19 protein-coding genes, 1 tRNA gene and 1 pseudogene are annotated in these 23,676 nt (G+C 67.4%); 14 read left to right on the top strand and 7 right to left on the bottom strand.

Annotation, left to right across the window (positions count from 1 at the left end):
* Positions 1-228 precede the first annotated feature (228 nt).
* The 3 genes from M2437_RS11065 to M2437_RS11055 are packed head-to-tail and all read right to left on the bottom strand — an operon-like array spanning position 229 to position 5,671.
* Positions 229-3,291 carry an efflux RND transporter permease subunit gene (locus M2437_RS11065; RefSeq protein WP_309247827.1) on the bottom strand — a complete coding sequence of 1,021 codons (3,063 nt, stop codon included), beginning with the start codon at positions 3,289-3,291 and terminating at the stop codon, positions 229-231.
* Positions 3,292-3,347: 56 nt separating this feature from the next.
* Complete coding sequence (locus M2437_RS11060) at positions 3,348-4,511, bottom strand: efflux RND transporter periplasmic adaptor subunit (RefSeq protein ID WP_253387424.1); 1,164 nt, start codon at positions 4,509-4,511, stop codon at positions 3,348-3,350.
* Positions 4,508-5,671, bottom strand: a complete 1,164-nt coding sequence (locus tag M2437_RS11055; protein ID WP_056116303.1) for an efflux RND transporter periplasmic adaptor subunit — start codon at positions 5,669-5,671, stop codon at positions 4,508-4,510. Before M2437_RS11055 ends, M2437_RS11060 begins: the two co-directional genes overlap by 4 nt.
* Positions 5,672-5,890: 219 nt before the next feature.
* Between M2437_RS11055 and M2437_RS11050 the strand changes: the two genes are divergently transcribed.
* Complete coding sequence (locus M2437_RS11050) at positions 5,891-6,451, top strand: TetR/AcrR family transcriptional regulator (protein WP_253387423.1); 561 nt, start codon at positions 5,891-5,893, stop codon at positions 6,449-6,451.
* A 319-nt stretch (positions 6,452-6,770) separates the two neighbouring features.
* On the opposite strand, the gene M2437_RS11045 is transcribed toward M2437_RS11050, so the two are convergent.
* Positions 6,771-7,475: a response regulator gene (locus M2437_RS11045; RefSeq protein ID WP_015824421.1), complete on the bottom strand. Its 705-nt coding sequence runs from the start codon at positions 7,473-7,475 to the stop codon at positions 6,771-6,773.
* Positions 7,476-7,482: 7 nt separating this feature from the next.
* Positions 7,483-8,699, bottom strand: a pseudogene (locus M2437_RS11040) (sensor histidine kinase).
* A gap of 693 nt (positions 8,700-9,392) precedes the next feature.
* Between M2437_RS11040 and M2437_RS11035 the strand changes: the two are divergent.
* The 6 genes from M2437_RS11035 (at position 9,393) to M2437_RS11010 (ending at position 14,617) form a co-directional block, all read left to right on the top strand.
* Entirely contained in the window at positions 9,393-10,043 is a 651-nt protein-coding gene (locus tag M2437_RS11035) for a response regulator transcription factor (protein ID WP_003600124.1), read from the top strand.
* A 193-nt stretch (positions 10,044-10,236) separates the two neighbouring features.
* Positions 10,237-10,998, top strand: a complete 762-nt coding sequence (locus M2437_RS11030) for a LuxR C-terminal-related transcriptional regulator (RefSeq protein ID WP_003600126.1) — start codon at positions 10,237-10,239, stop codon at positions 10,996-10,998.
* A gap of 94 nt (positions 10,999-11,092) precedes the next feature.
* Positions 11,093-11,911: a glycosyltransferase family 2 protein gene (locus M2437_RS11025; RefSeq protein WP_012255446.1), complete on the top strand. Its 819-nt coding sequence runs from the start codon at positions 11,093-11,095 to the stop codon at positions 11,909-11,911.
* 169 nt (positions 11,912-12,080) lie between these two features.
* Positions 12,081-13,265, top strand: coding sequence for a CgeB family protein (locus M2437_RS11020; RefSeq protein ID WP_012255447.1), 1,185 nt, complete (start codon positions 12,081-12,083; stop codon positions 13,263-13,265).
* 222 nt (positions 13,266-13,487) lie between these two features.
* A tRNA-Gln gene (locus M2437_RS11015) sits at positions 13,488-13,561 on the top strand.
* Between the two features lie 117 nt (positions 13,562-13,678).
* Complete coding sequence (locus M2437_RS11010) at positions 13,679-14,617, top strand: DUF6538 domain-containing protein (protein ID WP_253387422.1); 939 nt, start codon at positions 13,679-13,681, stop codon at positions 14,615-14,617.
* A 31-nt stretch (positions 14,618-14,648) separates the two neighbouring features.
* On the opposite strand, the gene M2437_RS11005 is transcribed toward M2437_RS11010, so the two are convergent.
* Positions 14,649-15,832, bottom strand: a protein-coding gene (locus M2437_RS11005; protein ID WP_209688052.1) for an IS3-like element ISMex5 family transposase whose coding sequence is annotated in 2 segments (ribosomal slippage) — positions 14,649-15,568 and positions 15,568-15,832 — 1,185 coding nt in all. Because the reading frame shifts where the segments join, the coding sequence is not laid out codon by codon here.
* Between the two features lie 281 nt (positions 15,833-16,113).
* Here M2437_RS11005 and M2437_RS11000 point away from each other — a divergent pair.
* The 3 genes from M2437_RS11000 (at position 16,114) to M2437_RS10990 (ending at position 19,052) form a co-directional block, all read left to right on the top strand.
* The gene (locus M2437_RS11000; protein ID WP_277570287.1) at positions 16,114-16,308 is read left to right on the top strand and encodes a hypothetical protein; all 195 of its coding nucleotides are present in this window, start codon (positions 16,114-16,116) and stop codon (positions 16,306-16,308) included.
* Positions 16,308-17,375 (top strand): hypothetical protein, encoded by a 1,068-nt coding sequence (locus M2437_RS10995; RefSeq protein ID WP_253387420.1) that lies wholly within the window; start codon positions 16,308-16,310, stop codon positions 17,373-17,375. Before M2437_RS11000 ends, M2437_RS10995 begins: the two co-directional genes overlap by 1 nt.
* Before the next feature lie 348 nt (positions 17,376-17,723).
* Positions 17,724-19,052: a hypothetical protein gene (locus M2437_RS10990; protein WP_277570286.1), complete on the top strand. Its 1,329-nt coding sequence runs from the start codon at positions 17,724-17,726 to the stop codon at positions 19,050-19,052.
* Positions 19,053-19,329: 277 nt separating this feature from the next.
* Here M2437_RS10990 and M2437_RS10985 read toward each other — a convergent pair whose 3' ends face one another.
* Entirely contained in the window at positions 19,330-19,593 is a 264-nt protein-coding gene (locus M2437_RS10985) for a helix-turn-helix domain-containing protein (protein ID WP_253387418.1), read from the bottom strand.
* Positions 19,594-19,700: 107 nt separating this feature from the next.
* Here M2437_RS10985 and M2437_RS10980 point away from each other — a divergent pair, with 107 nt between their 5' ends.
* The 4 genes from M2437_RS10980 (at position 19,701) to M2437_RS10965 (ending at position 23,659) form a co-directional block, all read left to right on the top strand.
* Positions 19,701-20,951, top strand: coding sequence for an MBL fold metallo-hydrolase (locus M2437_RS10980; RefSeq protein ID WP_253387417.1), 1,251 nt, complete (start codon positions 19,701-19,703; stop codon positions 20,949-20,951).
* Positions 20,952-21,584: 633 nt separating this feature from the next.
* Positions 21,585-22,028, top strand: a complete 444-nt coding sequence (locus M2437_RS10975; RefSeq protein ID WP_499006710.1) for a hypothetical protein — start codon at positions 21,585-21,587, stop codon at positions 22,026-22,028.
* Positions 22,029-22,336: 308 nt separating this feature from the next.
* Complete coding sequence (locus M2437_RS10970) at positions 22,337-23,194, top strand: hypothetical protein (protein ID WP_253387415.1); 858 nt, start codon at positions 22,337-22,339, stop codon at positions 23,192-23,194.
* A gap of 27 nt (positions 23,195-23,221) precedes the next feature.
* Positions 23,222-23,659 (top strand): hypothetical protein, encoded by a 438-nt coding sequence (locus M2437_RS10965; RefSeq protein ID WP_253387414.1) that lies wholly within the window; start codon positions 23,222-23,224, stop codon positions 23,657-23,659.
* Positions 23,660-23,676: the final 17 nt, after the last annotated feature.

Below are 23,676 nucleotides of genomic sequence, written 5' to 3'. Positions count from 1 at the left end.
CTAGCGGATGGCTTGACATCCGCAAAGGGGTTTTGGCGACGCGTGTTGCCGCACAGGACGGCTATGCAGCGAAAGCAGAGGTCATGCGCTCAAGCGCAAAAATCTCAGCTCGAAACGCGTGAGATGCATAATACAACTGGTTTCATCTGTGCGTGATCGTCTCGAATCCGCCGGCTGCCGCGGGATGCCACTGGCACCGGCGCGAGGATCGCCCGCGCCGGCCCAGCCTCAACGGCCGGGCGCTGCCGCGTCGCGCGAGGGCGGCCTGATCCTGTACCAGCCGACATAGAGGGCGGGCAGGAACAGCAGCGTCAGGGCGGTCGCGGCCAGGATGCCGCCGATCATCGCGTAGGCCATCGGGCCCCAGAACACCTCGCGGGCGATCGGGACCAGGCCGAGGCTCGCCGCCGCCGCCGTGAGCAGGATCGGCCGCATGCGGTGGCGGGTGGCCTCGACCACCGCGTCCCAGGGCGCCATCCCCTCGGCCTCGCATTCCTCGATCTGGCTGACCAGGATGACGGCGTTGCGCACGATGATACCGATCAACGCCAGAATGCCGAGGATGGCGACGAAGCCCATCGGCTTGTCGAACAGCAACAGCGCCGGGACCACACCGATCAAGCCGAGCGGCGCGACGGAAAAGACCAGGAAGAGCTTCTGGAAGCTCTGGAGCTGGATCATCAGGAACACCGCCATGGCCAGCAGCATCACCGGCACGACGGCGGCGATCGGGCCCTGGCCCTTGGCCGCCTCCTCGACCGCGCCGCCGACCGCCAGCGTGTAGCCCTCCGGCAGCGCCTTCATGTAGGCGTCGATGGCCGGCTGGAGCGCGGCGACGACGGTGGGGGGCTGGGTCGCGTCGTTGATGGTGGCGCGCACGGTGAGCGTCGGCACCCGGTCGCGGCGCCAGACGATCGGCTGCTCCAGGTCGTAATCGATCTTGGCGAAGGCCAGGATCGGCACGACCGAGCCGTTGGAGAGCGCGACCTGAAGGCTCTGGAGCGTGTCGAGCGAGGTGCGCTCCACGGTGCGCGCCCGGCCGACCACGTTCACGAGGTAGATCGAATCGCGCACCTGCGTGATCGCTTGGCCGCCGACGACGGCGTTGAGGATGCCGGCGATGTCCTGGCTGGTCACGCCGAGTTGGCGCGCCTTGTCCTGCAGGATCTCGACGCGCAGCACCTTGCCGGGCTCGTTCCAGTCGAAGGTCGGCACGGCGAGCCGCTTGTCGGTCGCGACCACGTCGGCGAGCTTCAGCCCGAGCCGGCGCACCTCCTGCACGTCGGGGCCGGAGAGCCGGTACTGGATCGGGCGCCCCACCGGCGGGCCGAGGCTGAGCGGCTGCACCAGGACGTCGGTGCCGACGAAATCGTGCCGGCCGAATTTCTGCAGCCGCTCCATGACTGCGTCGCGCACCTCCAGCGACTTCGTGACGATCACGATCTGCCCGAAGAAGGCGTTGGCGAGCTGCTGGTCCAGCGGCAGGTAGAAGCGCACCGCGCCCTGGCCGACATAGGAGCTCCAGCGCTCGATGTCGGGATCGGCCTTCAGCCGGGCCTCGAAGCGGTCCATCTGCGCCCGCGTCTCGGCGATGGTGGCGTTCTGCGGCAGGGTCAGGTCGACGAGAAGCTCGGAGCGGTCGGAGGACGGGAAGAACTGCTGCTGCACGTGGCCCATCCCGACCACCGCCAGCCCCATCAGGGCGACGCAGGCGATCACGGTGATCCAGCGCAGCCGCATCGCGACCCGAAGGACCGCCATGAAGATGCGGGTGAACAGCCCCTGCCGCTCGGCATGGTGCTTCATGGTCTTGGGCAGGATGGTCACGCCGAGCAGCGGCGCGAACAGCACCGCGACCACCCAGGAGACCAGCAGCGAGGCGGCGATCACCACGAACAGCGAGTAGGTGTACTCGCCCGCCGAGGAGCCGTTGAAGCCGATCGGCAGGAAGCCCGCCACCGTCACCAGCGTGCCGGTGAGCATCGGAAAGGCGGTGGAGGTGTAGGCGAAGGTCGCCGCCTTCTTCAGGTTGTCGCCGAGTTCGAGACGGGCCACCATCATCTCGACGGTGATCATCGCGTCGTCCACGAGCAGGCCGAGCGCGATGATGAGGGCGCCCAGCGAGATGCGCTGGAGCGTGACGCCCATGATCTGCATGACGACGAAGACGATGGCGAGCACGAGCGGGATCGAGATCGCGACCACGAGCCCGGCGCGCAGGCCCAGGCTGACGAAGCTCACGACCAGCACGATGACGACCGCCTCGACCAGCGCCTTGGTGAAGCCGCCGACCGCCTCCTCGACGATCTTGGGCTGGTCGGAGACGAGGTGGATGCCGACGCCGATGGGCAGCTTGCCCTCGACGTGGTGCATGCGCTCCTTCAGATCCTCGCCGAACTTGAGCAGGTTGGCGTTGGGGCGCATGGCGATGGCCAGCCCGATCGCCGGCTTGCCGTCGACGCGGAACAGGGCGGCCGGCGGGTCCTCGTAGCCGCGGGAGATCTCGGCCACGTCCGCGAGGCGGAAGAAGCGGTCGTTGAAGCGCAGGTTGACGTTGCGCAGCGATGCCTCGGAGGAGAACTGGCCGCTCACCCGCAGGCTCACCCGCTCCGGCCCCGCCTGGACCACGCCGGAGGCGGCCACCGCGTTCTGCGATTGCAGCGCCTTGATCAAGGCCTGGAGATCAATGCCGTAGCCCGCGAGCTTGCGGGTCGAGAAGTCGAGATAGATCGTCTCGCCCTGCACGCCCATGAGCAGGGTCTTGCCGATATTGGGCACCTTGAGGATCTCGGTGCGCACGCCCTCGACGTAGTCGCGCAGCTGCCGGTGGGTCAGGCCGTCGGCGGTGAAGGCGTAGACGTTGCCGTAGACGTCGCCGAACTCGTCGTTGAACGACGGGCCCTGCACGCCCTGCGGGAAGGTGTGCTGGATGTCGCCCAAGCGCTTGCGCACCTGATAGAAGGCGGGCTGGATCTCCTCCTTCCTCGTCGTGTCGCGGAACTGCACGAACACCGTCGCCTGCCCCGGCGTGGTGTAGCTGCGCACGTAATCCAGCGCGTTGATCTGCTGGAGCTCCTTCTCGATCCGGTCGGTGACCTGATCGAGCGTGTCCTTGATCGTGGCGCCGGGCCAGCTCGCCTGGACCACCATGGTCTTGATGGCGAAGGGCGGGTCCTCCTCCCGGCCGAGGCGCGAATAGGCCATCACGCCCGCCACGAGGCAGACGAGCATCAGGAACCAGACCAGCGAACGGTGGCCGAGCGCCCAATCGGAAAGGTTGAAGTCCTTCACGCGCGGAAACCTTTGCAGAATGTCTTGCCGGGCCGAATCCGTTGCCGGGTTCCGGCTCAGTTCCGGTCGTCGGCCAGTCGGACGGTCTGGCCGTCGCGCAGGGAATGGGCGCCCGCGACCACGACCCGCTCGCCGGGTTTCAGCCCCGTGCGCACGGCGATGCGCCCGTTTCCGTCCGGCCCGTCCCCGTCGAGGGTCACGTCGCGCCGCTCGACGTGCCGGTCGCCCGGCTCATCGCCCTGCACGGCCTCTTGCACGCCCCCTTGCCCGTCCGCCTTATCGTCTTCGCGCTTGTCGGCCGCCGGCACGATCCAGACCGAGCGGCGGCCATCGGCGTCGAGGAGCGCGGTGGCCGGCAGGACGAAGCGGCGCTCGATGCGGCGCTCCAGCGCGACGGTGATGGTGGCGCCGAGCCGGAAGGCGGGGCCGGGCTCTTCCAGGGTCAGGCGGACCCGGCGGGTGCGGGTGCCGGCTTCGGCGAAGGGAGCGACCTCGCGCACCCGGCCGCGGGCGGTGATCTCCGGCGCGCTCTGGAGCACCACGGTGAACAGCCCGTCCTTGGGCATGGCGCCGGCCGGCGTCTCGGGGATGTCGACCACGGCCTCGCGAGTCTCGGGCCGGGCCAGCGTCACGATCCCCTGCCCCGGGCTCACGACCTGCCCGATCTCGGCGAGCCGCTGGGTGACGACGCCGTCGAAATCGGCGCGCAGCTCGGTGTAGCCGATCTGGTCGCGGGCCTTTTGCAGGCTGGCACCGGCCTGGGCGAGGCGGGCCTGGGCGGTGTCGCGCCGGGCCACCGCTGCGTCGAGCTGGGCCTGGGTGACGTTGCCGCCCTCCATCAGGCGCCGCGTGCGCGCCTCGGTGGCCGTCGCGTTCTCGGCCTGGGCCCTGGCGTCGGACAGCTCCGCCTCGGCGCGGCTGAGGTCGAACCGCGAGACGATCGGGTCGAGGGCCGCGAGGCGCTGGCCCTTCTTCACGACGTCGCCGACGGTGACGTCGCGGGCCACCACCCGTCCGCCGATCTGGAAGCCGAGCTGCGACTGGTAGCGCGGCTCGACCGTGCCGGCGAAGGGGCCGAAGATCACGCTGTCGGTGGGCTGTGCCAGGGTGGTCAGAACCGGCCGCACGGGCGGCGGAGCGGGCGCCTCCTGCGACGGCTGACAGGCGGTGAGCGGAGCGGCCCCGGCAACCACGGCGCAGACAAGGAGCGCGTGCCTCATCGTCCGCCCTCCCCCGCCGCGGATTTCGTCGGTTCCGGCGCGGCGTTCTGTGCCGCCAGCGCGACGTGCTGGCCGGGGCGGAGGAACTGGATGCCGGCGACCACGACCGTTTCTCCGGACCTGACGCCGCCCTTCAGGACGATGTTGTCGAAGCCGTAGCGGTCGATCTCGACGCCGCGGATCGAGACCGTGCCCGCGGCGGAATCGTAGATCCACACCGCCGGCCGGTTGTCGAAGCGGTAGAGCGCCGACCAGGGCAGCACCACGGCCTCGCGCGAGGCGAAGCGGCCCCGGCCGATCACCACGGCGCCGAGCGACATCGCGGGCGGGGTCGCTTCCAGCCCGACCTTGACGCGGACCGTGCCACTCGCCGCGTCCACGGTCGGCGAGATTTCGCGCACGTGACCCGTCGCCGCCGCCGCGGGATCGGACTGGAGCGTGACGTGGATCGTCTTGTCGCCGGGCGGGTGGGCCGTCAGCGCCTCGTAGACGTTGAACACCGCGTCGCGCGGGCCGTCCTGGGCCAGCACCATCACGGCTTGGCCCGCCTGCACCACCTGCCCGACCTCGAAGGTGCGACTCAGGACGATGCCGGATACGCCCGCGCGCAGCTCGGTATAGGAGAGCTGTTCCTCGGCGGTGCCGAGCGCTGCCTTGGCCGAATCGACCGCGGCTTGGGAGGTGCGCAGCTGCTGCTCGGCGTTGTCGTAGGACGGGCGCGTGGTGTAGCCGCCGTTGATGAGCTGCTTCTGGCGCTCGAAAGTCACCTTGGCCTGGGTCAGCTGCGCCTCCGCCGAGACCAGGGCGGCGCGGGCGTTGTCGAGATTCGCCCGCTGCGTCAGCGGCTCCAGCACCGCGAGCACCTGATCGGCGGTGACGTGATCGCCGACCTCGACACGGCGTTCGGCGACCTTGCCGTTGGTACGGAAGGCGACGTTGGTCTGGGCCTGGGCCTGGATGTCGCCGGTGAGCACCACATCCGAGGTGACGGGGCCCTCCGTCGCCGTCACGACCCGCACCAGCGCGACGGACGGGTCTTCCGCCTCCGGGAGGGCGGAGGTCGCGGGCGCATCCGCCGGGAAGGCCGCCGTCACGAGGAGGGCCGACAGGGCCGCCGTGAAGGCGGTAGCGGTGAGGACGGGACGGAGCCGTGGGGACATCGGCCGAGTTTCCGGACGGCGGGGACGGGGCATACGGCCGATTCGTGAGAGGACGGCTTTCGCGGCGCAGGCTTATCGCCTATCTTACCGACCGTCCAGACGGTTTTTAAGCGAACTGGCTTGGGGGACGCCCCTGGTTTCTCCCGAAACATCAGCGACAACAGTGATTTAGTGTGGCACGCTGGATGGCGCGTGCAGGGGCGGGGATCGGGGGCGATCATGTCGCAGAAGACGCGCAGCCGGCGCGACGACCGTGCCGAAGTGATTCTCGACGCGGCGGGCGCGGTCCTGCGCCGGGGCGGCGCGCGCGCGCTGACCATCGACGCCGTGGCGACGGAGGCAGGCCTGAGCAAGGGCGGCGTGCTGCACCATTACGCCTCGAAGGATGCTCTGATCCTCGCCCTCGTCGGCCGCAAGCTGGAGGAGCTGCGCACCGGCATCGCCGCCTGCGAGGCTGAGCGGGGTCCGGGCGCGACGGGGCTCGCGCTCGGCATGATCGAGCATCTGCGCCGCAGCTATTGCGACGAGGACGAGTTCAGCCGCGCCCTTCTGCTCGCCTCTGCCGAGAATCCGGATGCCCTCGCCGGCTACCGGGTGTTCGTGGCCGAGCGGCTCGCCCGGTTCGAGGCTGCGGAGGGGCCGGCCGGTGTCGGGGCCGCCCTGTTCTTCTCGCTGCTCGGCGTCGTGATGGGCCGCACCCTCGGCTTCCACGATCTGAGCGCCGCGCAGATCGAACCGCTTCTGGGCGCGCTGGAACGCGCGGCGCAGGAACTGGGCTGAGCAGGCTCGGTGAGAAGGGGCCGGGCTTGTCGCGGGCCGTTCGGCTGCCGAGGCGGTGCAGCGCTTGCGATGAAACGGGCAGCTTTGGCCGGTCGGCCCTGCTACGAGAAGAAGCTCTGACAATATGCAAGAGAGCGCCCGCCCCGGTCATGCGGAGCGGTAGAATCTCGACGATCAATGATCCGTCGGGTGCCTTCCGTCGATGGCCGGATGTCGGTTGTCCGCGTCGTGCCGCATGAAACGCACGAGGTGATCGGGTGCGCCGCTCATGGGATGGTTTCAACTCCTACGCAAACGAAACGCCGGTTCTCGATCAGACTCACATCAGTGATGGTGGCCGCTCCGACGACAAGCGCCTGTTCTCGGTCTCGAGCCAGCCTTGCCCGAGTGCGAAGCGGACGATGCTGGCGCGGGACCGAAGGCCGAGCTTCTTGCAGCCGCGGATCTTGTAGGTATCGACCGAGGCCGCCGAGATCGACATGGCGAGACTGACCTCTTTCATCGTCATGCCCAGCGCGATGAGCCGGAGCACCTCGCGCTCCCGTGCGGTGAGGCCGCCCTCCTGGCCGGGATGCGGAGCGGGCGGGCCGGCTTCCGTACGGTCGGGCGGCGCTGGCGGCGCGCGCATTTCGGCATCGACGTACTGGCCGCCCAAGACGACCGCTTCGATGGCCTCCAGCAGGCTGGTGCCGGCGGAACGCTTCAGGACATAGCCCTGGGCCCCCGCGGTCAGCGCCTCGTCGACGAAGGCGAGGTCTTCGTTGACCGTCAGGAAGACGATGTGCACCGCGGAGCCCACTTCCCGGAGCGCACGCGCCACCGCAAGGCCGCTCATGCCGGTCATGGTGATATCCATGATGACGACGTCGGGCTTGGTCCTGAGGACCAGATCCAGGGCGTGCCGGCCGTCGCTTGCCTCTCCGACGACCTCGATGCCGGCTGTCTCGCCGAGCAGGCCGCGGACCCCGCTTCTGAAGATTGGGTGATCGTCGATCAGGGCGACCCTGACCCGTTCTTTCGCCATTCGCATCTCATCCCCCTGTCAGCGGCAATCGCGCCAGAATCGTCGTCCCGCCGCCGGGAGGCGATTCGATCATGAGCGTTCCTCCGAGCAGGGTCAGCCGCTCGCGCATGCCCGCGAGTCCGAAGCCGCCGCCCGCCCGCCGCGCCTCGGGCGCCTGCTCGCAGGCAAGCCCGGGCCCGTCGTCCTCGATCGCCAGGGTGACGCCCGTGCTGGCGTATTGCAGGGTCACGGAGACGTGGCGCGCCCCCGGCGCGTGCTTGACGACGTTGGTGAGGGCTTCCTGCACCAGCCGAAAGATCGTCACCTCGATCTCCGGCGTGAGGCGGACCGTGGTTCCCGAAAGCTGGAAGTCGATGGGGATCGCGCTTTGGTCGGACCATTCGCGCACGAGGCCGCCCAGGGCGAGGATGAGACCGAGTTCGGTCAGGGTGACCGGGCGCAGCTCGCGAACGACCTGCCGCAGGCTGGCCGAGATCGCATCGACCTGCTTCAGCATCGCCTCGACTTGCGTCGGCGAGGGCGCGCGCCGCAGGCGGTCGAGCTGAAGCTTCAGCCATGCGAGCTGCTGGCCGGCCTCGTCGTGGAGTTCCCGGGCCAGACGCTCCCGCTCGGCTTGATGCGCCCGGTAGAGTGTGGGCGAGGACCGCGTCCCGGTCGCGTTCGGCGCGCAGACGGGCCTGCGCGCTGCTGCGCAAATCGGCCAGCAGGAGGTCACGCTCGCGCAGCAGCGCCTGCTGGCTGCGCTGATGGCGCTCGCGCGCGGCGAGTTCGCGCCGCAGCATCGCCGCCTCGGTCGCCTGAAGATTGAACCGCATCTCCGGCGTCGGCAGGAGCCGCAGGAGAACCAGGGGGTCGATCCCCTCCCGGTTCAGGCGGAAGCCGTGGCAGCGGTAACGGCGTATCCCGCTTCCCCGCTTGATCGCGATCACGCCGGGAAGCGGCGTCCGCGTCGCCCTGGCCCGGGCCAGAAACACCGTCGAGATTTTGCCTGTGAGCGCGTGCTTGTCGGCCGGCGAGGTCTCGCTGTTGCGGGAGGTATGACCGCTCAGATGGGTCCGGGAGGGATCCTCCCGTGTCAGCAGCAGGCGGGCGGGATCGTTGGCGTAGGCGATGCTGCCCGAGCGGGCGACGACTAAGGACAGGGGCATCGACCGCATCGAGGACGCGCGCCGCGTCCGCGGTCAGCGGGCCTGAGCCGGCCGCCGTCGCCACGCTCTGATCCATCGACGAGGCCCCCCCGGACACGTCACCGCCTCCGTGCGGCCACGCGTGTTGTTCCGTGGAGCCGGCGAGGGCGCGATAAGCGTGTCGAGAACGTTCGGCATCGACGCTCGTACATCAGCCGCGTGATCGAGCCGCCATCACCCGCCACGATTACTGACATCGACGGAGTCCCCCCACTACCCACCGTTGCCATGGTGGCATGATCCATCCGGGTTATGATCGAAACACCGGATTAGTTCTACCCAGGCGACCGTAAGGTTGTACGATATGACTCTGCTGCGGCGCGGTATATAACAAAAGTGTTTTGCCGATACCTCATTGTTGATAGCCCGAAAGGCGTATTCAGTTCATAATTGATAGCGCGTCGCGGATTTTCTGGAATGAGCTCCTGATCGAATCGACGATTCTAAATAATATTTGCCAATATCGGGTAGTCTCTTGAGAGAAACTTGCCGATTGCGGTTCGCATGTTAAGCATTGGGCCGGGCAGAGCTCTTCTGCGAGGCAGGAAAGTCTGTCAATTTGTCTATAATTCGGGATTTCGTTTTAATTTGACGTTGTCCTGAGTGCGGTTCGATCGAAAGCTGTGATTTTCAGAGAATAAAAACAGATCGGCGCGCTCGAAGTGAATTTATAGCCGATATATTCATTTTACTCGCGATGATCGGCAATCTAAGGAGTTAACGCTCAGTTATGTTGCGGATCATCATCGCAGATGACCAAAGAAATTTCCGCATCGTCTTGCGGCGAACTCTGGAATTGAATCTGAGTGGAATCATCGTCGTCGATGTTTCGAATTCATCAGAATTGATTAACAGCCTTCGGTCACCGCTGAAGACGGACCTCGTGATCGTCGGATCGCGCCTCCTTCCGGCCGGGGATCCGACCTATCTCGGAGCCCTGAAGCGCGCGGCCGGCACCGCACGCCTCCTGCTCGTCGTCCCCCATGCCTCGGCCGACCTGTTCCAGGATGCCCTGAGCCTCGGCTTTCACGGATTGATCGTTCGGCGCCAGCGCCACGAGGAAATGCTCGAGGCGGTCCGAACCACGCTCGACGGCCGGCTCTACGCACCCACCACCATCCTGGCCGTGAAGCCGCCGGATGCCGGGGCGGGGCTGCGGCAACCGGAGCGCAGCGTGCGAACGTTCGGGTTGACCCTGCGCCAACGTGAAGTTCTGGCGCTGATCGGCAAGGGGTTATCCAATCGAGAGATCGCGATCGCACTGAGTATCGCCGAGGCGACCGTGAAAATTCACGTTTCAGCCGTGATCCGAATGCTCGGCGTCAGAAATCGAACCGAGGCTGCGCTGCTCGCGCCGACCATTCTCAAGGGAAAAGCCTAGTACGAACTGGATACGCCTTGTTGAGATGTCCAAGTTTTTTCTGACATGACAGGACACCTCCCATTCGGTCTAGTTAATTTGTGCCTAACCATTCTGCGACGCACAATATGTGCGTTTGAACGGCCTGAACAGAATCTGGCGGTCAGAGTGATCCGGCGCGGGAGGTTTTCAGGAGATCAGGGGAGTAGCTCCGATGGAACACATCGATACGCTCATCGTCAGTGACAACCGCATGGTCCGGGAAAGCCTGATCGCGCTTCTTTCCGGCACCCGCTTCATGGTGCGGCAGGTCGCGGCCAGCCCGGCGCTTCACCTGTCCGACCTCAAGGCGGCGCATTTGGCGCTCGTCGTCATCGATGAGGAGGCCGCGGGGATCGTCGGGCAGGTCGCCGAGGCGCTGCCCGAGGTCAAGATCGTAGCGCTCGCGCTGCGCGATACCGAAGGGCTGATGCTGCGCAGCCTTCAACTCGGCGCTTCGGCCTATCTGACCGAGGACGTCTCTCCGGCCGACCTGCTCAAGACCCTCGAGGTGGTGATCGCCGATTGCGCGGTGCTGCCGGTGAGCTTCCTCGGGCGTTTGTGCCTGGCCTTCGATCCGGTGCGCGCACCCGGCCCGGTCGCCGCCCTGACCGGGCTGCAGCGGGCGGACGGCACCTCGCTCTCCAGCCTGTCGAGCCGCGAGGTCAACATCCTCGAAGGGCTGGCCTTGGGGGAGTCCAACAAGGTCATCGCCCGCAACCTCGATATCGCGGAGGCGACCGTCAAGGTTCACGTCAAGGCGATCCTGCGCAAGGTCCGGGTGAAGAATCGGACGCAGGCGGCGGTCTGGGCGATGAACAAGGGCATCGTCACCAACGGCTGCGCCCCCGCCGAGCGGTTCGGCGGCCTCGTAGCGCCCCTCCCCCTCGTCGCCGGCCGTGACAGCTTCTCCAGCGCGCTCGCGGCTGTGGCCTGACGATCGTGCGGCGCCGTGAGGGCCCGGCGCCGCCCCTGCCCGAATGCGCGTGGTCCCGCACGCGATCGCAAGCCGAAAGACGAGGAAGCCGGCCATGAAGGTGTCCGTGGTCACCCCGACGCTGAATGGCGTCGAATACTTACGCGAATGCATCGAATCCTCGCGGGCCAGCGCCCGCAACGGCATCGAGGTCGAGCATGTGATCGTCGATGCGGGCAGCACCGACGGTACCGTCGAACTGGCGCAAAGCCTCGGCGCCACCGTGCTCCAGGGCAAGGATCGTGGCATCTTCGACGCGATCAACAAGGGCTCCTTCGCCGCATCGGGCGAATTGCTCGGCTTCCTCGGCGCCGACGACGTGCTGCTCGAAGGCGGCCTGGAGGCCGTGGTCGAGGCCTACAAGGGCAGCCATCGGCGCTGGGTCGTCGGTGGCATCCGCTGGATCGACGGGCGCGGCCGGGGCCTAGGCGGGTTGGCCGCCCCGCCCAACTGGATGACGCCGCGCATGCTCGTGTGCCTCGGCTGGAACCCGGTCATGCACATGGCGACCTACATCGCGCGGGACTTTTACGCCGAGCTCGGCGGGTTCAACTACGCGTTCAGGGATTGCGGCGACTACGAGATGTTCTGCCGTGCCCTGGCGCAGGAGCCCTATGCCCGCGTCGCTAGACCGGTCGCCTGCTTCCGCCGCACCGGGCAGAACAACAGCGCCAACCTCGCCCACAAGGCCCGGGCGCTGGGCGAAGTCGCCCAGGTGAAGGGGGTGCACGGGCCGTCCTCCCGCGCGGAAGAGCTGTTCTGGCGTTACGCGCTGAAGGGGTACTTCAACGCCCGCAATCCGGACTGGCTCGTCAGCAAGCAACTCGATCTCGGCCGCAGCCGGCTGAAGCTTCAGCCCCACGCCCACTTCTGATGTCCGAGGCGAAGCCCTCGCGATCCCGTCGCTATGACGGAGGGCGCCGGCTCGGACATCGCGCCGGCGTCATGAGGCGGAAGCCGCTCCGTTCGAGCGGATCCGGTGGCACGGTCCCGGCGCGGGGCGGGCGCCGCTATGCCGACCCCGAAACCGCCAGGGAGTCGCCATGGAGACGCTGATCGACCGCGCCCGCCACGTGGCGTCGGATGGCCTCCCGGGCCCTCCGCGGATTCTCGAATTCGGGCTGATGCCGCTCGTGACGGCCGCCTTCCCCGAGCGCACGACCTTCCTCGACACGCGGCTGCGCTGGGCCGACGTGCGGACCCGCGCGCCGCGTTCCGGCAGCTTGCCGCTGCGGCTGCTGAAGCTGGCGCGGCGGGTGGCCGGGATCGGCCGGGCCTGCCTCGCCCAGGACTACGACATCGTCGTCGCCCGGTGTGTCGGTCCGGTCAACAGCGCCGGGCACGCCTACCCCGTCCATGCGGCCCTGAGCCTGATCGGGCTCGCCTTCCGCGGCCTCGTCCTGTTCGCCGCCCGCGGCCCCCGCGTCCGGCTCGCGGTCCTCGACGTGACCGACCATCTCACGATCCACCCGCGCGACCGCGCCTTCCTCCGGCGGTGCGACCTGTTCTTCAAGCGCGAGTTGGCCGCCAATCCGTGGAACACCCTCGAAACGGTGCTGCCCCGCGGCGCCTGCGCCGGCCACGCCCGCCAGGATCCCGCCTGCCTGGCGCTCCGAGCCAAGCTGCGCCCCTTCGCCCTCGGGATCGAGGCGACGGCGCTGAAAACCCCGATCCCGGCCTCCGCGCGCAGCTACGATCTCTTCTACGCCGGCTCGGCGCAGGGCATCGCCTTCCGCGAGACCGTCAGCGGCGTCCTGCCGCGATTGGCGGCCCGCGGCTGGCGCATCCACGCGCCGACGCATCGCCTGAGCCCGGAAGCCTTCGCCGAGGCAATCACCCGGAGCCGGTTCTGCCTGTCGCCGGGCGGCGTCGGCTGGGATTGCTACCGGCACTACGAGGTCGCGTCGCTGGGCAGCGTGCCGATTTTCGATACCCGCCCGCTGACCGGCATCGAACCCTTCCTGCACGGCCGCGAGGGGTTCTATCTTGACCCGCAGGAGGATCTGGAACGCGCCCTCGACCAGCTGCTGCGTACGGACGACGCGGGCGTCGACCGGATGACGTCGGCCGCTCAGGCTCTGGTCGAACGGGTCTACACCTTCGACGCGCTAGCCCGCTACGTGATCGCCGAGACGCTGGCGCTGGGCCCGTCCCCTCGAACGGCGTCGCCGCCGAGCGAGGCGCTCGTCGCGGCGAAGGCCGGTCACCGGCAGCCCTCCCTGAACTGAACGGGTGGCTTCCAAGCGCGCGGACACCGCCACCCACCCCGCCCGAGACCCGGCAGCCTCCAGCACCGTGGCCGCTGAGCCTCACCCTCACGATCACGCGTGCATCCATGTTGACGCGACGCCCGTCACAGCCTATCTGACGCCAGCACCGAGCGCGGGATGGCGACCAACGCGATCCTACCTGCTTCCGGCCTCTCTCGACGGGGCCGGTGACGGCTCCGGTGGGGGATAGTTTAACGGTAGAACCGCGGACTCTGACTCCGCTAGTCCTGGTTCGAATCCAGGTCCCCCAGCCATCTAGCGACCTAAGTCACTGCAGGCGCTGACGATTTTGCTGAACCGCCCTGCGGTCTGAGCATTTTGCTACACACCGCTGCTACACAGACCGTCCGCGGGGACGGCGGGAGCGCGGTTTGGGTTTCGTCGCCAACGTCGTCCAGCGCGGACGCACCTTCCACTTCCGACGCCGCATCCCGGCCGACCTTCGGCAGCGTCTCGGCCGCCACGAACTCGTGCGCAGCCTCGGAATGGGCGATATCCGCGCTGCCAAGCTCAGGGCCTGTCGGCTATACGTGGCGGCGGAAGAGCTGTTCTCGACCCTGCGCGCTACGCCGATGCTGACCGACGACCAGATCGCCCGCCTCGTCCGCGACTTCTACGATACGATGCTGACCGACGAGAACGCCGGCCGGCTTACCCGTGGGCCGTTGTCCGAGGGCGTACGGGAGGCCCGAGTCACACAGTACGCGACGATGGCCGCCAAGGGCCGCGAGGCGCTGGCCGGCAACCGCCTCGACGAGGCGGCCTTCGTCGCCGAGATGATGCTGAAGCGTCAGGGGATCGCCATCCGGGACCTTGCGCCTACGGAGGCGGCTAAAGCCAAGCAGGCGATGCTGCGCGCCGGCATCGACCTCTCTGAAGCGCTGAAGGCCCGCTACGAGGGCGACTTTAACTACGAGCCGCGCGACAAGCTTCTGAAGGCTACGCTTGCCGAGCCACAGCCGAAGCAGTGGCCGACGCCGGCAGAGGCCCCGACAGCAGAGACGGCACCATCAGCCACCCCGGCGCCGCCGACTGCCGAGAGGGACGAAGCCGTCCCCGGTGCGGAGCCCACGTTCGTCGAGCGTGGGACCGCCTTCCGCGCCCAGCAAGTCGAAACGAAGCGCTGGGACAATCAGACCGCGGCGCAGGCCAGCGCCACCCACCGCCTGTTCGCCGACGTGTGCGGCGACAAACCCCTCGGCGTCTATACGCGCAAGGATGCCGGGCGCTTCCGCGAGCGCGTCGAACGCCTGCCCGGCGACTATGGCAAGCACCCGCGCCACCGCGGCCTGGGCGTCGAGGCAATTTGATCGGCCCCCACGCGGTGGTCCAAGTTCTAAGTTAGTGCAGGGTCGGCCTTTGCTCCACGGGTCGCTTGGCCGGCGGAGCCGACCGAGTGAGCGCAGCCGGCCAAGCGGTGAAGGCCGGCACGAACACCTCCGGGGCCGGTGGTCGGTAGCCGAGCGAGGCGTGCGGGCGCACGCTGTTGTAGTGTAGACGCCAACTCTCGATCACGATCTGCGCCTCCTTGAGCGTGTAGAAGATCTCACCGTTCAAAAGCTCGTCCCGTAGTCGTGCGTTGAAGCTCTCGACGTAACCGTTCTCCCATGGCGAGCCGGGTGCGATGTAGGCTGTTCTGGCGCCGACACCGGTGATCCAGGCCTGCACGGACTTGGCGATGAACTCCGGACCGTTGTCCGAGCGGATATGGCTGGGCACGCCGCGCAGGATGAACAGGTCGGACAGCACGTCGATCACGTCCGCCGCCTTCAGCTTGCGTGCGACGCGGATCGCCAGGCACTCCCGCGTGAACTCATCGACCACGTTCAGCATCCGGAACTTGCGGCCCTCGTGCGTGCGGGCTTCGACAAAGTCGTAGGACCAGACGTGATCGCGACGCTCCGCCCGCAATCGCAGGCAGGAACCATCCCCGTCCCAGATGCGGCCGCGCTTGGGCTGCCGAGACGGGACCTTCAGCCCCTCGCGCCGCCAGATCCGTTCGACCCGCTTGTCGTTGACGAACCAGCCCGCCGCCTTCAGCAATGCACCGATCTTCCGGTAGCCGTAGCGCCCGTACTGGCGAGCCAGTTCCACGAGGTCGGCTGTCAGCGCGGCCTCATCCTCTCTTCCCCGCGGCACCTTGCGCTGCGTCGAGCGATGCTGCCCGAGCGCCCGACAGGCGCGGCGCTCGGAGACGTCTAGGACGTTCATGACATGCGCGATGCAGGCGCGTCGGCGCGCGGGGCTGGTCAGTTTCCCCGAGCGGCCTCCTGCAGGATCAGCTTGTCGAGGGTGAGATCCGCAATCGCCTTGCGCAGCCGCTGGTTCTCAACCTCCAGGTCCTTCATCCGTCGAACCTGATCGCTCTTCAGGCCGCCGTACTCCTTGCGCCAGCGGTAGTAGGTCACTTCCGTCACGCCGATGGCCCGGATCGCCTCCGCCACGCTCTGGCCCTGCGAGACCAGAACATCCACCTGCCGCAGCTTGGCGACCACGTCTTCCGGCTTGTGCCGCTTCGTTCCCATCTGTCCGTCCTCATCTGGCTCAAAAGCCATACCTCAGGGCGGACCACTTCAGTGGGGGCGGATCAGGTCCGAGCTATCGCGCGCTCCTTGACGAGTTCGAGCGCGTCCTCTCCGTCGTCGGAGTCGGCCCGCTGACGGTGGCTGCTGTACGCGGCGCCAGTCCGCCGCAGGACTTCGACTTCTGCGTGGTCTGTCTCAATCATCTCCTGGACGGCGACGTCCCGGCTGCCGTGGCCTGCCGCAGAGACTGGCCGGCTGAGCCGGCCGCTCAGGCGGAGGCGATGCAGGCCTTCCTGCTCGAGCTCAGTTTCACTGAGGTGCGCGGCGGCCTTGAGGACAGCGCGTTGGCAATCCTGCCGCCGGAAGATCGCCGGGCTCTCGTTGCGCGGCTGGCCGCGTGGCACGCGCGCAGCGGCACGGGCGTGCCGCTATCGACCTTCGTCGAGGACTGCGCACGCCTCCTGGGAGAGTTATGATGACCACGGGAACGGACTTCGAACTCCGCCTCGCAGCCTTCGCTGACCTCGTACAGGGGATGCGGCCGCCGGGTATGAGTGTGGACGAACTTGCTCCACCCGTTGGCGCTTCAGTTCGGCCGCGTCTTCGACTCCAAGTGCAGGCCGCGTCGCTTCCGATCGCCATCCACGCTGCGCCCAACACTACGTCGCAGACAGTACCAAGTCAGTACCTTAACCAATCACAAGCGCGGGCGATCTGCACATCGGCGAGTTTCGTCGGGCAAGCTTACGGACAATGCTTTAACCTGTTCCTCATCTTCCGTCACCTCGGAGACGATCACGTCGCTGGGGCAGATGCGGTCAACGACTTCCATCGCCGGGCTCGTCAGCGCCTGTCCTACCGCGGGCAGGTAGTCTTCCCCTTCATCTACGTCCATGAAGTTGAGCGCGACGGCCGGCTCTCGACGCGCCTTGCCTGTCAGGTCGAGTTCGAGCGGGACGAGAAGTTTCTACCATGGATCGGGACGGGCTTCGCAACGTCGCGCGCCGGTCGGCGGGCGACTGTTGGGGAAGTTAGATACCACGAAGGCCACGCGCGCGCCGGACGCGTCGCGTTCCATCACCGCTGCGTCCGCGAGCTGCTGCGCGGTGTCGATCCGACCCTCGTCACTCGGGACGAAAAGGGCCGCCACGCGCGCCTGATCGACTGCCTCGGCGTGCGGCTCGACGAGCGACGGCCCTTGGGCTCGCTCACCTGCGCGCAGCGATTCGGAACCGCGGACGCGCTAGGTCGAAAGAGCCAGGCAGCGGCCGATGACGCCCTCCCGCTCCTGAACGCCTTCGACGACGGCGCGTGGCCCTGGTTCGGCCGTGGGTGGGAGCTCGCCGAGTACGATGCCCGCCTCGCCGAGATGAATGCGCTGGCCGAGGAGCGCCGCCTTGTCGACGTGCGCTGGCCGGTGAGCACGAACACGCTCGTCAAAGCTGAGCGCGCCACCGCTCTCGCCGCTTTCGAGGCGCGTCGCACGCGCTCGCCTGAATACCGGAAACGGTCCTGGGATTGCTGGCGGCAAGCTGGCAGCTGATCCTGAAGGATCTTCTCTGCGTACACCCGTCGCCCGTCGGTATGGCCGACTTCACGTTAGGAGCATCGAAGCTTCATGCCCCACAGCGTTTTCACGCCCGCCTCCCCGACTCGTCCGATCGAGCCTGAAGCGGCTCGCCCACCGCCCCATGACGCCGATACCTGCGCTGTGAAAGGGGACGAGCCGATAACTATGGCGGAAATTCCGACCCCAATGCCGAATGTGGCAGCGCCCGAGACCACCGCTGCTACGGCTGAGACGACGCCCAATGGATCGCCCCCTGCACCCCCCGGGGGCTCTGGGACCGAACTGCCCTCCATTCCGGAGGCCGAAGGGGGCTTCCGCTTCGTGATCAATCGGGCGCGGTTCAAGTACTTCGACCGCCGGCTGTCGGCACGTGGCGCCAAGTACGCCGACGAACCCGTACGCCTGTCGATCACGCCGGAGGCGTTGCTCTGCGACCTGAGCTCGGCGACGATCCCCGACACCACGTCAGTGCCCTACGCCGAGAGTGGTGCTCCGACCGCGGCGGTATCCTGCGAGGCTCCGGCCAACCTCCTGCGTCACGTCGCAAAGCCCAACAAGAAGGAATCTGGACCGAAGGGCAAATGGTACTTCGAAGGTAGCCTCGTGTTCATCGTTAACATTGAGGAGAAAGTCATCTGCCTGCTTGACGAGCAAAGCATCCTTCGCTTCTCGATAGTTGGCCGGACGCCGGTCCGAGCGGCATTCCCAGAACGGACCGGAACGCCGACGCAGTGCGAGTCAATGGCCCTCCGTAGAGCCCTTCTCGCTGTCAAGCCGGCCGCGTCGCGCGACGACGTGCGCGAGCTCAGCCTGTGTCAGATCAAAATCGAGAACGCGCAGGCGATAGCCGCCAAGCAGCAGCTGTTCGCGCAGTACTGCCATCCGGCCCTTGCCGGCCTGCAGTTCCAAATCGCGGAGAGGGACATTAACGCAGTCGCGAACCTGCTGACTTTGACTGACGCTACCGTGACCGTGTGGGCCGACGACGATGGCGTGCTCGTCGAAGACCAGCGTACACGCTTCGGTTTCCGTCCGCTTCCCGAGCCGATGCCGCACATCCAACGGATCGCGGCGGTGCAACCGACGTACCCCTTCGAGTGTGACCGGGATGAGTTCTACAAGGCGCTCACGCTTGCGAGCCTCGTCGTCTCCGGGGCGGGAACACGCGTCCTGCAGATCGGCTTCCCGTTCGTCGTGCAGGATCGTCACGTGTGCCTGCAGGCGATCACCGAATGGCGACCCAACACATACAAGTGCACCTGCATTCCCATCCGTATGGCTACGGATCGAGAGGTGACACTGCTGCAAGAGATTACCCCCTTCCGGATGACGGGCGAACAGGTCGGAGACTGGGGGGCGGGTTCATTGACTCGGGCGGACACATCGATCCTGCCTAGCGGACCGGCTGAGGACGAAGGTGCCGAGCCTTCGGTAGGAGAGGAGTTGCCGTTGCTCGAGCTCGGTCATTACCTCCACGCCGATGTTCTCAATATCGTGAAGGCTATGTCAGCACCCGTCCTGTCATGTGGTTTCATCCCGGGGCGTGCACTTTTCATCACCGGTAAGACCGACGAGGTCGACGCGATGTACGCGTTCGCGCCCGAGGCCCAGAACCAAGCTCACGGTCTCACACCCCGCAGACGCCGGTAGCCGGGAAAGCCAGCACACACGCATGGGGCGGGATAGCAGGTCCCCGCCCCATGCGTGTGCGCTGAAGCGTGCATTAAAGACAGGCTTGGGATTAATCTGCACGCCGATCCTTCCCCTTATGCACGCAGGATGTCGGCACTCTCAAGTCCGATGCTCGCTATCTAACTGGAATGACAGAGGTTTTTTCCCAAGCTTCCCGGAAATGCCAAAAGCAAGCTAGTTTTCCTCACTTTGTGCCGCCGGGGCTCGGACACAGCTTCTGATGCGAGGACAGAACTCACAGTGTTCTCCGGCGCCCTCCGCGTAACGGAGCAGGTGGAGCCTCGTCCTCAGCTGGCGCGACGAATAGTTCGCCAAGCGGTACGGCCAGCGCCTCGGCGACCTTGTCGAGCAGATCGACCGTCGGATTCTCCGCCTGCCGCTCCAGCCCACCGAGATACGCCCGATCCACGCCCGCGTCTGCCGCCAGCCGCTCTTGGCTCAAGCCCTGCGCCACACGCACCCGGCGCAGGTTCCACGCTACCAATGCCCGACCCTTCATGGGCGAGGATCAGCGTTCAACAGGGGCTATCTAACCACTGGCTATAGCCACACGGTAAGGCTAAGCTCAGCCCGCGGCAGGAAGACCGCACGGGGCACAGGGTCACGATGCGGGTGCGCATCCACCGCGGCACGCGCGAGATCGGCGGCACCTGCGTCGAGCTGGAGCACGATGGGGCCCGGCTGCTGCTCGACCTCGGCCTGCCGCTGGACGGGTCCCCCGACGATACGAGCCGCCACCCGGCGATCGACGGATTGACCGGCGGCGGCGATCTCCTCGCGCTCGTTCTCAGCCACGGCCACCGCGACCACGTAGGACTGAGCCACCTCGCCGGGCCGGACCTACCCGTGGCGATGGGCGCCGCGACCCTGCGTAGCCTCCGGGCCGCCGCCGCCTTCGTCCCGGACAGCTATGTCCCGACAAACACCGTCACCTTCACCGACGGGCAGGCGCTCCGCTTCGGCCCGTTCACCGTCATGCCGATCCTCGTCGACCACTCGGCCTACGACGCCTACGCCCTGCTGGTGGAGGCTGGTCGGCAACGACTGCTGTATTCAGGGGATCTCCGCGCGCACGGCCGCAAGGGTGCACTGTTCGAGCACCTCGTGCGCGACCCGCCGCGCGGGATCGACACCCTGCTGCTGGAGGGATCGAGTCTCGGCCGCCTCGACGACGACCACACCTTTCCGACCGAGACGGACATCGAGAACCGCTTCGTCAGCCTGTTCGCCGACACCGAAGGCACGGCGCTGGTGGCGGCATCGGTTCAGAACATCGACCGCGTCGTCTCCCTCTACCGCGCATGCAAGCGCACAGGCCGCACACTGGTGCTCGACCTCTACGCCGCCGAGGTGCTGGCCGCGACGGGCAAGCCGCGCATACCGCAATCCGACTGGCCGGGCATCAGTGTCTTTGTCCCCCAGCACCAGCGCGTGCGGATCAAGCGCACCGGCCGCTTCGACCTGATCGAGCGGCACGGAGCCAACCGCATCTACGCCGAACAACTCGCGGCGATCGCGCCCCGCGCCGCCCTGCTGTTCCGCCACTCGCTGCTGCCCGACCTCGACCGAGCCGACTATCTGGCCGGCGCACGGTCCATCTGGTCGCAGCGGACAGGCTACCTCGGCCAGCCCCGAGGCCAGGCGCTCGTCACCGATCTGGCTACCCGCGCCGTTCCGCTCAGCCACGCCCACACCTCGGGCCACGCCAGCATCCCGGACCTGAAGCGCCTGGCGGAGGCGATCGCGCCGAGGCAGCTCGTTCCGGTCCACACCTTCGAACCTGAGCGCTTCCCGGCGCTGTTCGGCGCATGCGTCACGATCAGAGAGGACGGACAATGGTGGGAGACGGCGGCATGAGTAGCGTGGAGAACGCCCCTGGAAGCGGTACGGCTGCCGTTCCGTATCGAAGCCTGGGCGAGCCCTTCCTCGCCGCCCTCGAGGCTCTGGCGGACGCGCCGAACGGAGCGTGGTGGGCCGATGTGCTCGCCGACCCAGACCTGCTGCTGGCGGTCCGGAACCGGTCGCTCAACGTCTACTACCGCGGCGCCTCACTCTTCCGGATCACCCCAGCGAGCGAGGGCGTCGGGGCTGAGACGCACGTGAAGTACCTTGTGCGCCAGCGCCAGGCCATGACCCGCCTCGCCGCGGATGGCGGCTTCGGTCTCGATCCAGCTGCAGCGGTCTGGACCCGTTATGAAGGACCGGCGACGCTGGCAGAAATGAAGCGGGCCGCAACGCCGCTCGCCGGTCTGGAGAAGACGGGTGTGCACGCACTGGTGCAGGCCAGTCCGAACGTCGTCGACGTTGAGGTCTCACTCACCGGGGCACCCCTCGACACCGCGGCCGAGCCTGATGGAGCGCAGGCTGAGGTGGATGCTGCGTTCCAGTCCCCTGACGTGAACACGGTACCTTCCTCGACGAAGCAGGATCGGCTCGACGTGGCGAGCTTGGAGGAGCAGGACGTGACCGATGAGGCATGGCTCGTCTTCCATGAGGCCAAGCTCGCGACAAACCCCTGCGCTGCGCTCAAGATCTACCCCAGCCATCGTCGGACAGGTCGAACGCTACCGTGCCACGCTGAAGCACGAGGCCGACCGCCTCGCTACGAGTTACCCCGCCCTGTGCCGCGACCTCGTCCGCCTCGACACCCTGCGCCGCACGGTGCGGCTGGCCCGCGGTCTCGACGCAGCTGCACTGCTGCAGCGCGATCCGCTCGTGGCTGAGGTGGCCTCCGGCGCACGCCAGCTGCGAGTCGACCCCGAACCGCGCCTTGTCTTGTTCGGCTTCGACGCGGACCAGAGGGACGGCGCGGTCGGGACGATCACCGAGAGCCTGAGAAGCCAGCACAACCTGCGGGTCTACGCGGTCGGCCGGCCGGGCAAAGGTACAGCTGCCTTCCGCCGCCCGAAGGATCTGACATCCAGCCCGGTCTGATCAGGGTGCGACCGCCGGCCGCAGCGGGAATCTGCAGCCGGCGGTAAATTCGCGGGGTGGGGAACGGGAATACCTATCCTCGGCTCCGCCGGAGCTTCCGCGAGACCATTCGTCATGTTCCTCTCGGCCCGTCCGCTCAGCTCGACCCGCTGCCCGCCGCACCTTCATTCGTAGCTTCACGCCGACTGCTACCGCGCAGCAACTCGGCCTGTCGTTCTCGTTCGCATCCACCAGCGGCCGCGACGCTTCTCGATCGCCGTTGGGTCCGCCATGCGGGCCCACGCCCCTTCGATCCGCTCCGCCTGTCGATGCCGGTGGACGACTCGGGAAACGTGACCATGCACATTTTATCCGCCGGCATTGCCACCACCTTCTTCGTGTCGGCACTTAGCTGCCTATCGACGTTGGCCGCCGCCAAACCCGCCAAACCCGCCAAACCCGCCAAACCCGCCAAACCGACCTTGCCGCTCGCACCCTACGACGGCTTCTGGGCGCCAAACCTGGAGCAGTGTCGCGGACTCGATCCGCGCCTTCACCAGCGCATTCGTTTCGACGCGGAGGAGAACTCCGTCTACGACGGGCGCGCGCTCGACATCGGCTGCATAGTGGAGAAGGCAAAGGTCTATCCGACCGGTGTGAACCTCGACCTGATCTGCGAGATCGGCCAGGAGTCGCCCTTCAACTTCCGCACGGACATTTCGATACTCAGGACCGGTCCACGTAAGATCACGATCACGAACAGCTTCGTCGACCGTAAGCCAGAGACGCTGGACCTCGTCCGTTGCGGCGAGAGCGACCTACCGAAGCCTGATGCCGCTAGTCCCGTCGCACCCGTGCCCAGCCCGCACTACGTGTTGCCGCCGCTGCGTGAGGGTGAGTTCTACGCCGGCCAAGCCTACCCCGCGGACTACGCCGAGCGCCGCACGGAGCTGCTGGGCGCGAAGGCCACGCCGCTGCCGCGCACCCCGGCGGACACGTGCACCCAGCCGTTCTGCAAGCGCTACCCGGAAATCCGTGCCTGCTACGCCGACTACTGCGTCGGCCGCTGGGAGCGCGCGGACGGTGCGACGGTCGACTACGTCGTCAGGCCGGACGACCTCACCGTGCTGCAGACGGTCTGCCGCGACACCTGCGGCGCGGACGAGATCCGCCCACAAGCCCGCTGACGATACACCCTCTAGAGGGGCGACGCCATGCAACCCGAAACCGAGTACGGATCGGCGCATCGTGACGGCCAGACAGTGACCGAGCCATACGTCGGCATCTTCTGGGGCGTGCCCGACGGCGGGCGCACGGTACTGGTCACGGACCGCACGACCTTGGCGCAGGCGGAACCTTACGGCGACTGCCTTACCCACCCGCGCGGGCACCACGAGGTCTGGGAGGTATGGCGCCACCTCGGGGCGACGGCTCTGCGCCGCCGCGGCCTGCCGCCAGCCATCGCGAGTCACGAATACGAGGCGTTCCCACGCGGGCGGGTGGTCTACATGCGCGGGCCGGCGCTGTTCACCCTCTACGCCGACCGGCGCCTGCAGCGGCCGGAGACGGTCGCCGAACTCGTCAGGCTGTTCGGCCTGACCGGGCAGACACACACGGTGCGCTCGGACGCGCACTACCGCACGCTCGCCTGACCCGGAGGACACGCAGC

The sequence above is a fragment of the Methylorubrum pseudosasae genome, assembly GCF_029504475.1.
Lineage (GTDB): Bacteria > Pseudomonadota > Alphaproteobacteria > Rhizobiales > Beijerinckiaceae > Methylobacterium > Methylobacterium extorquens.
Note: the sequence above shows the minus strand (reverse complement) of the source record. Positions and strands in the feature narration are given on the sequence as shown.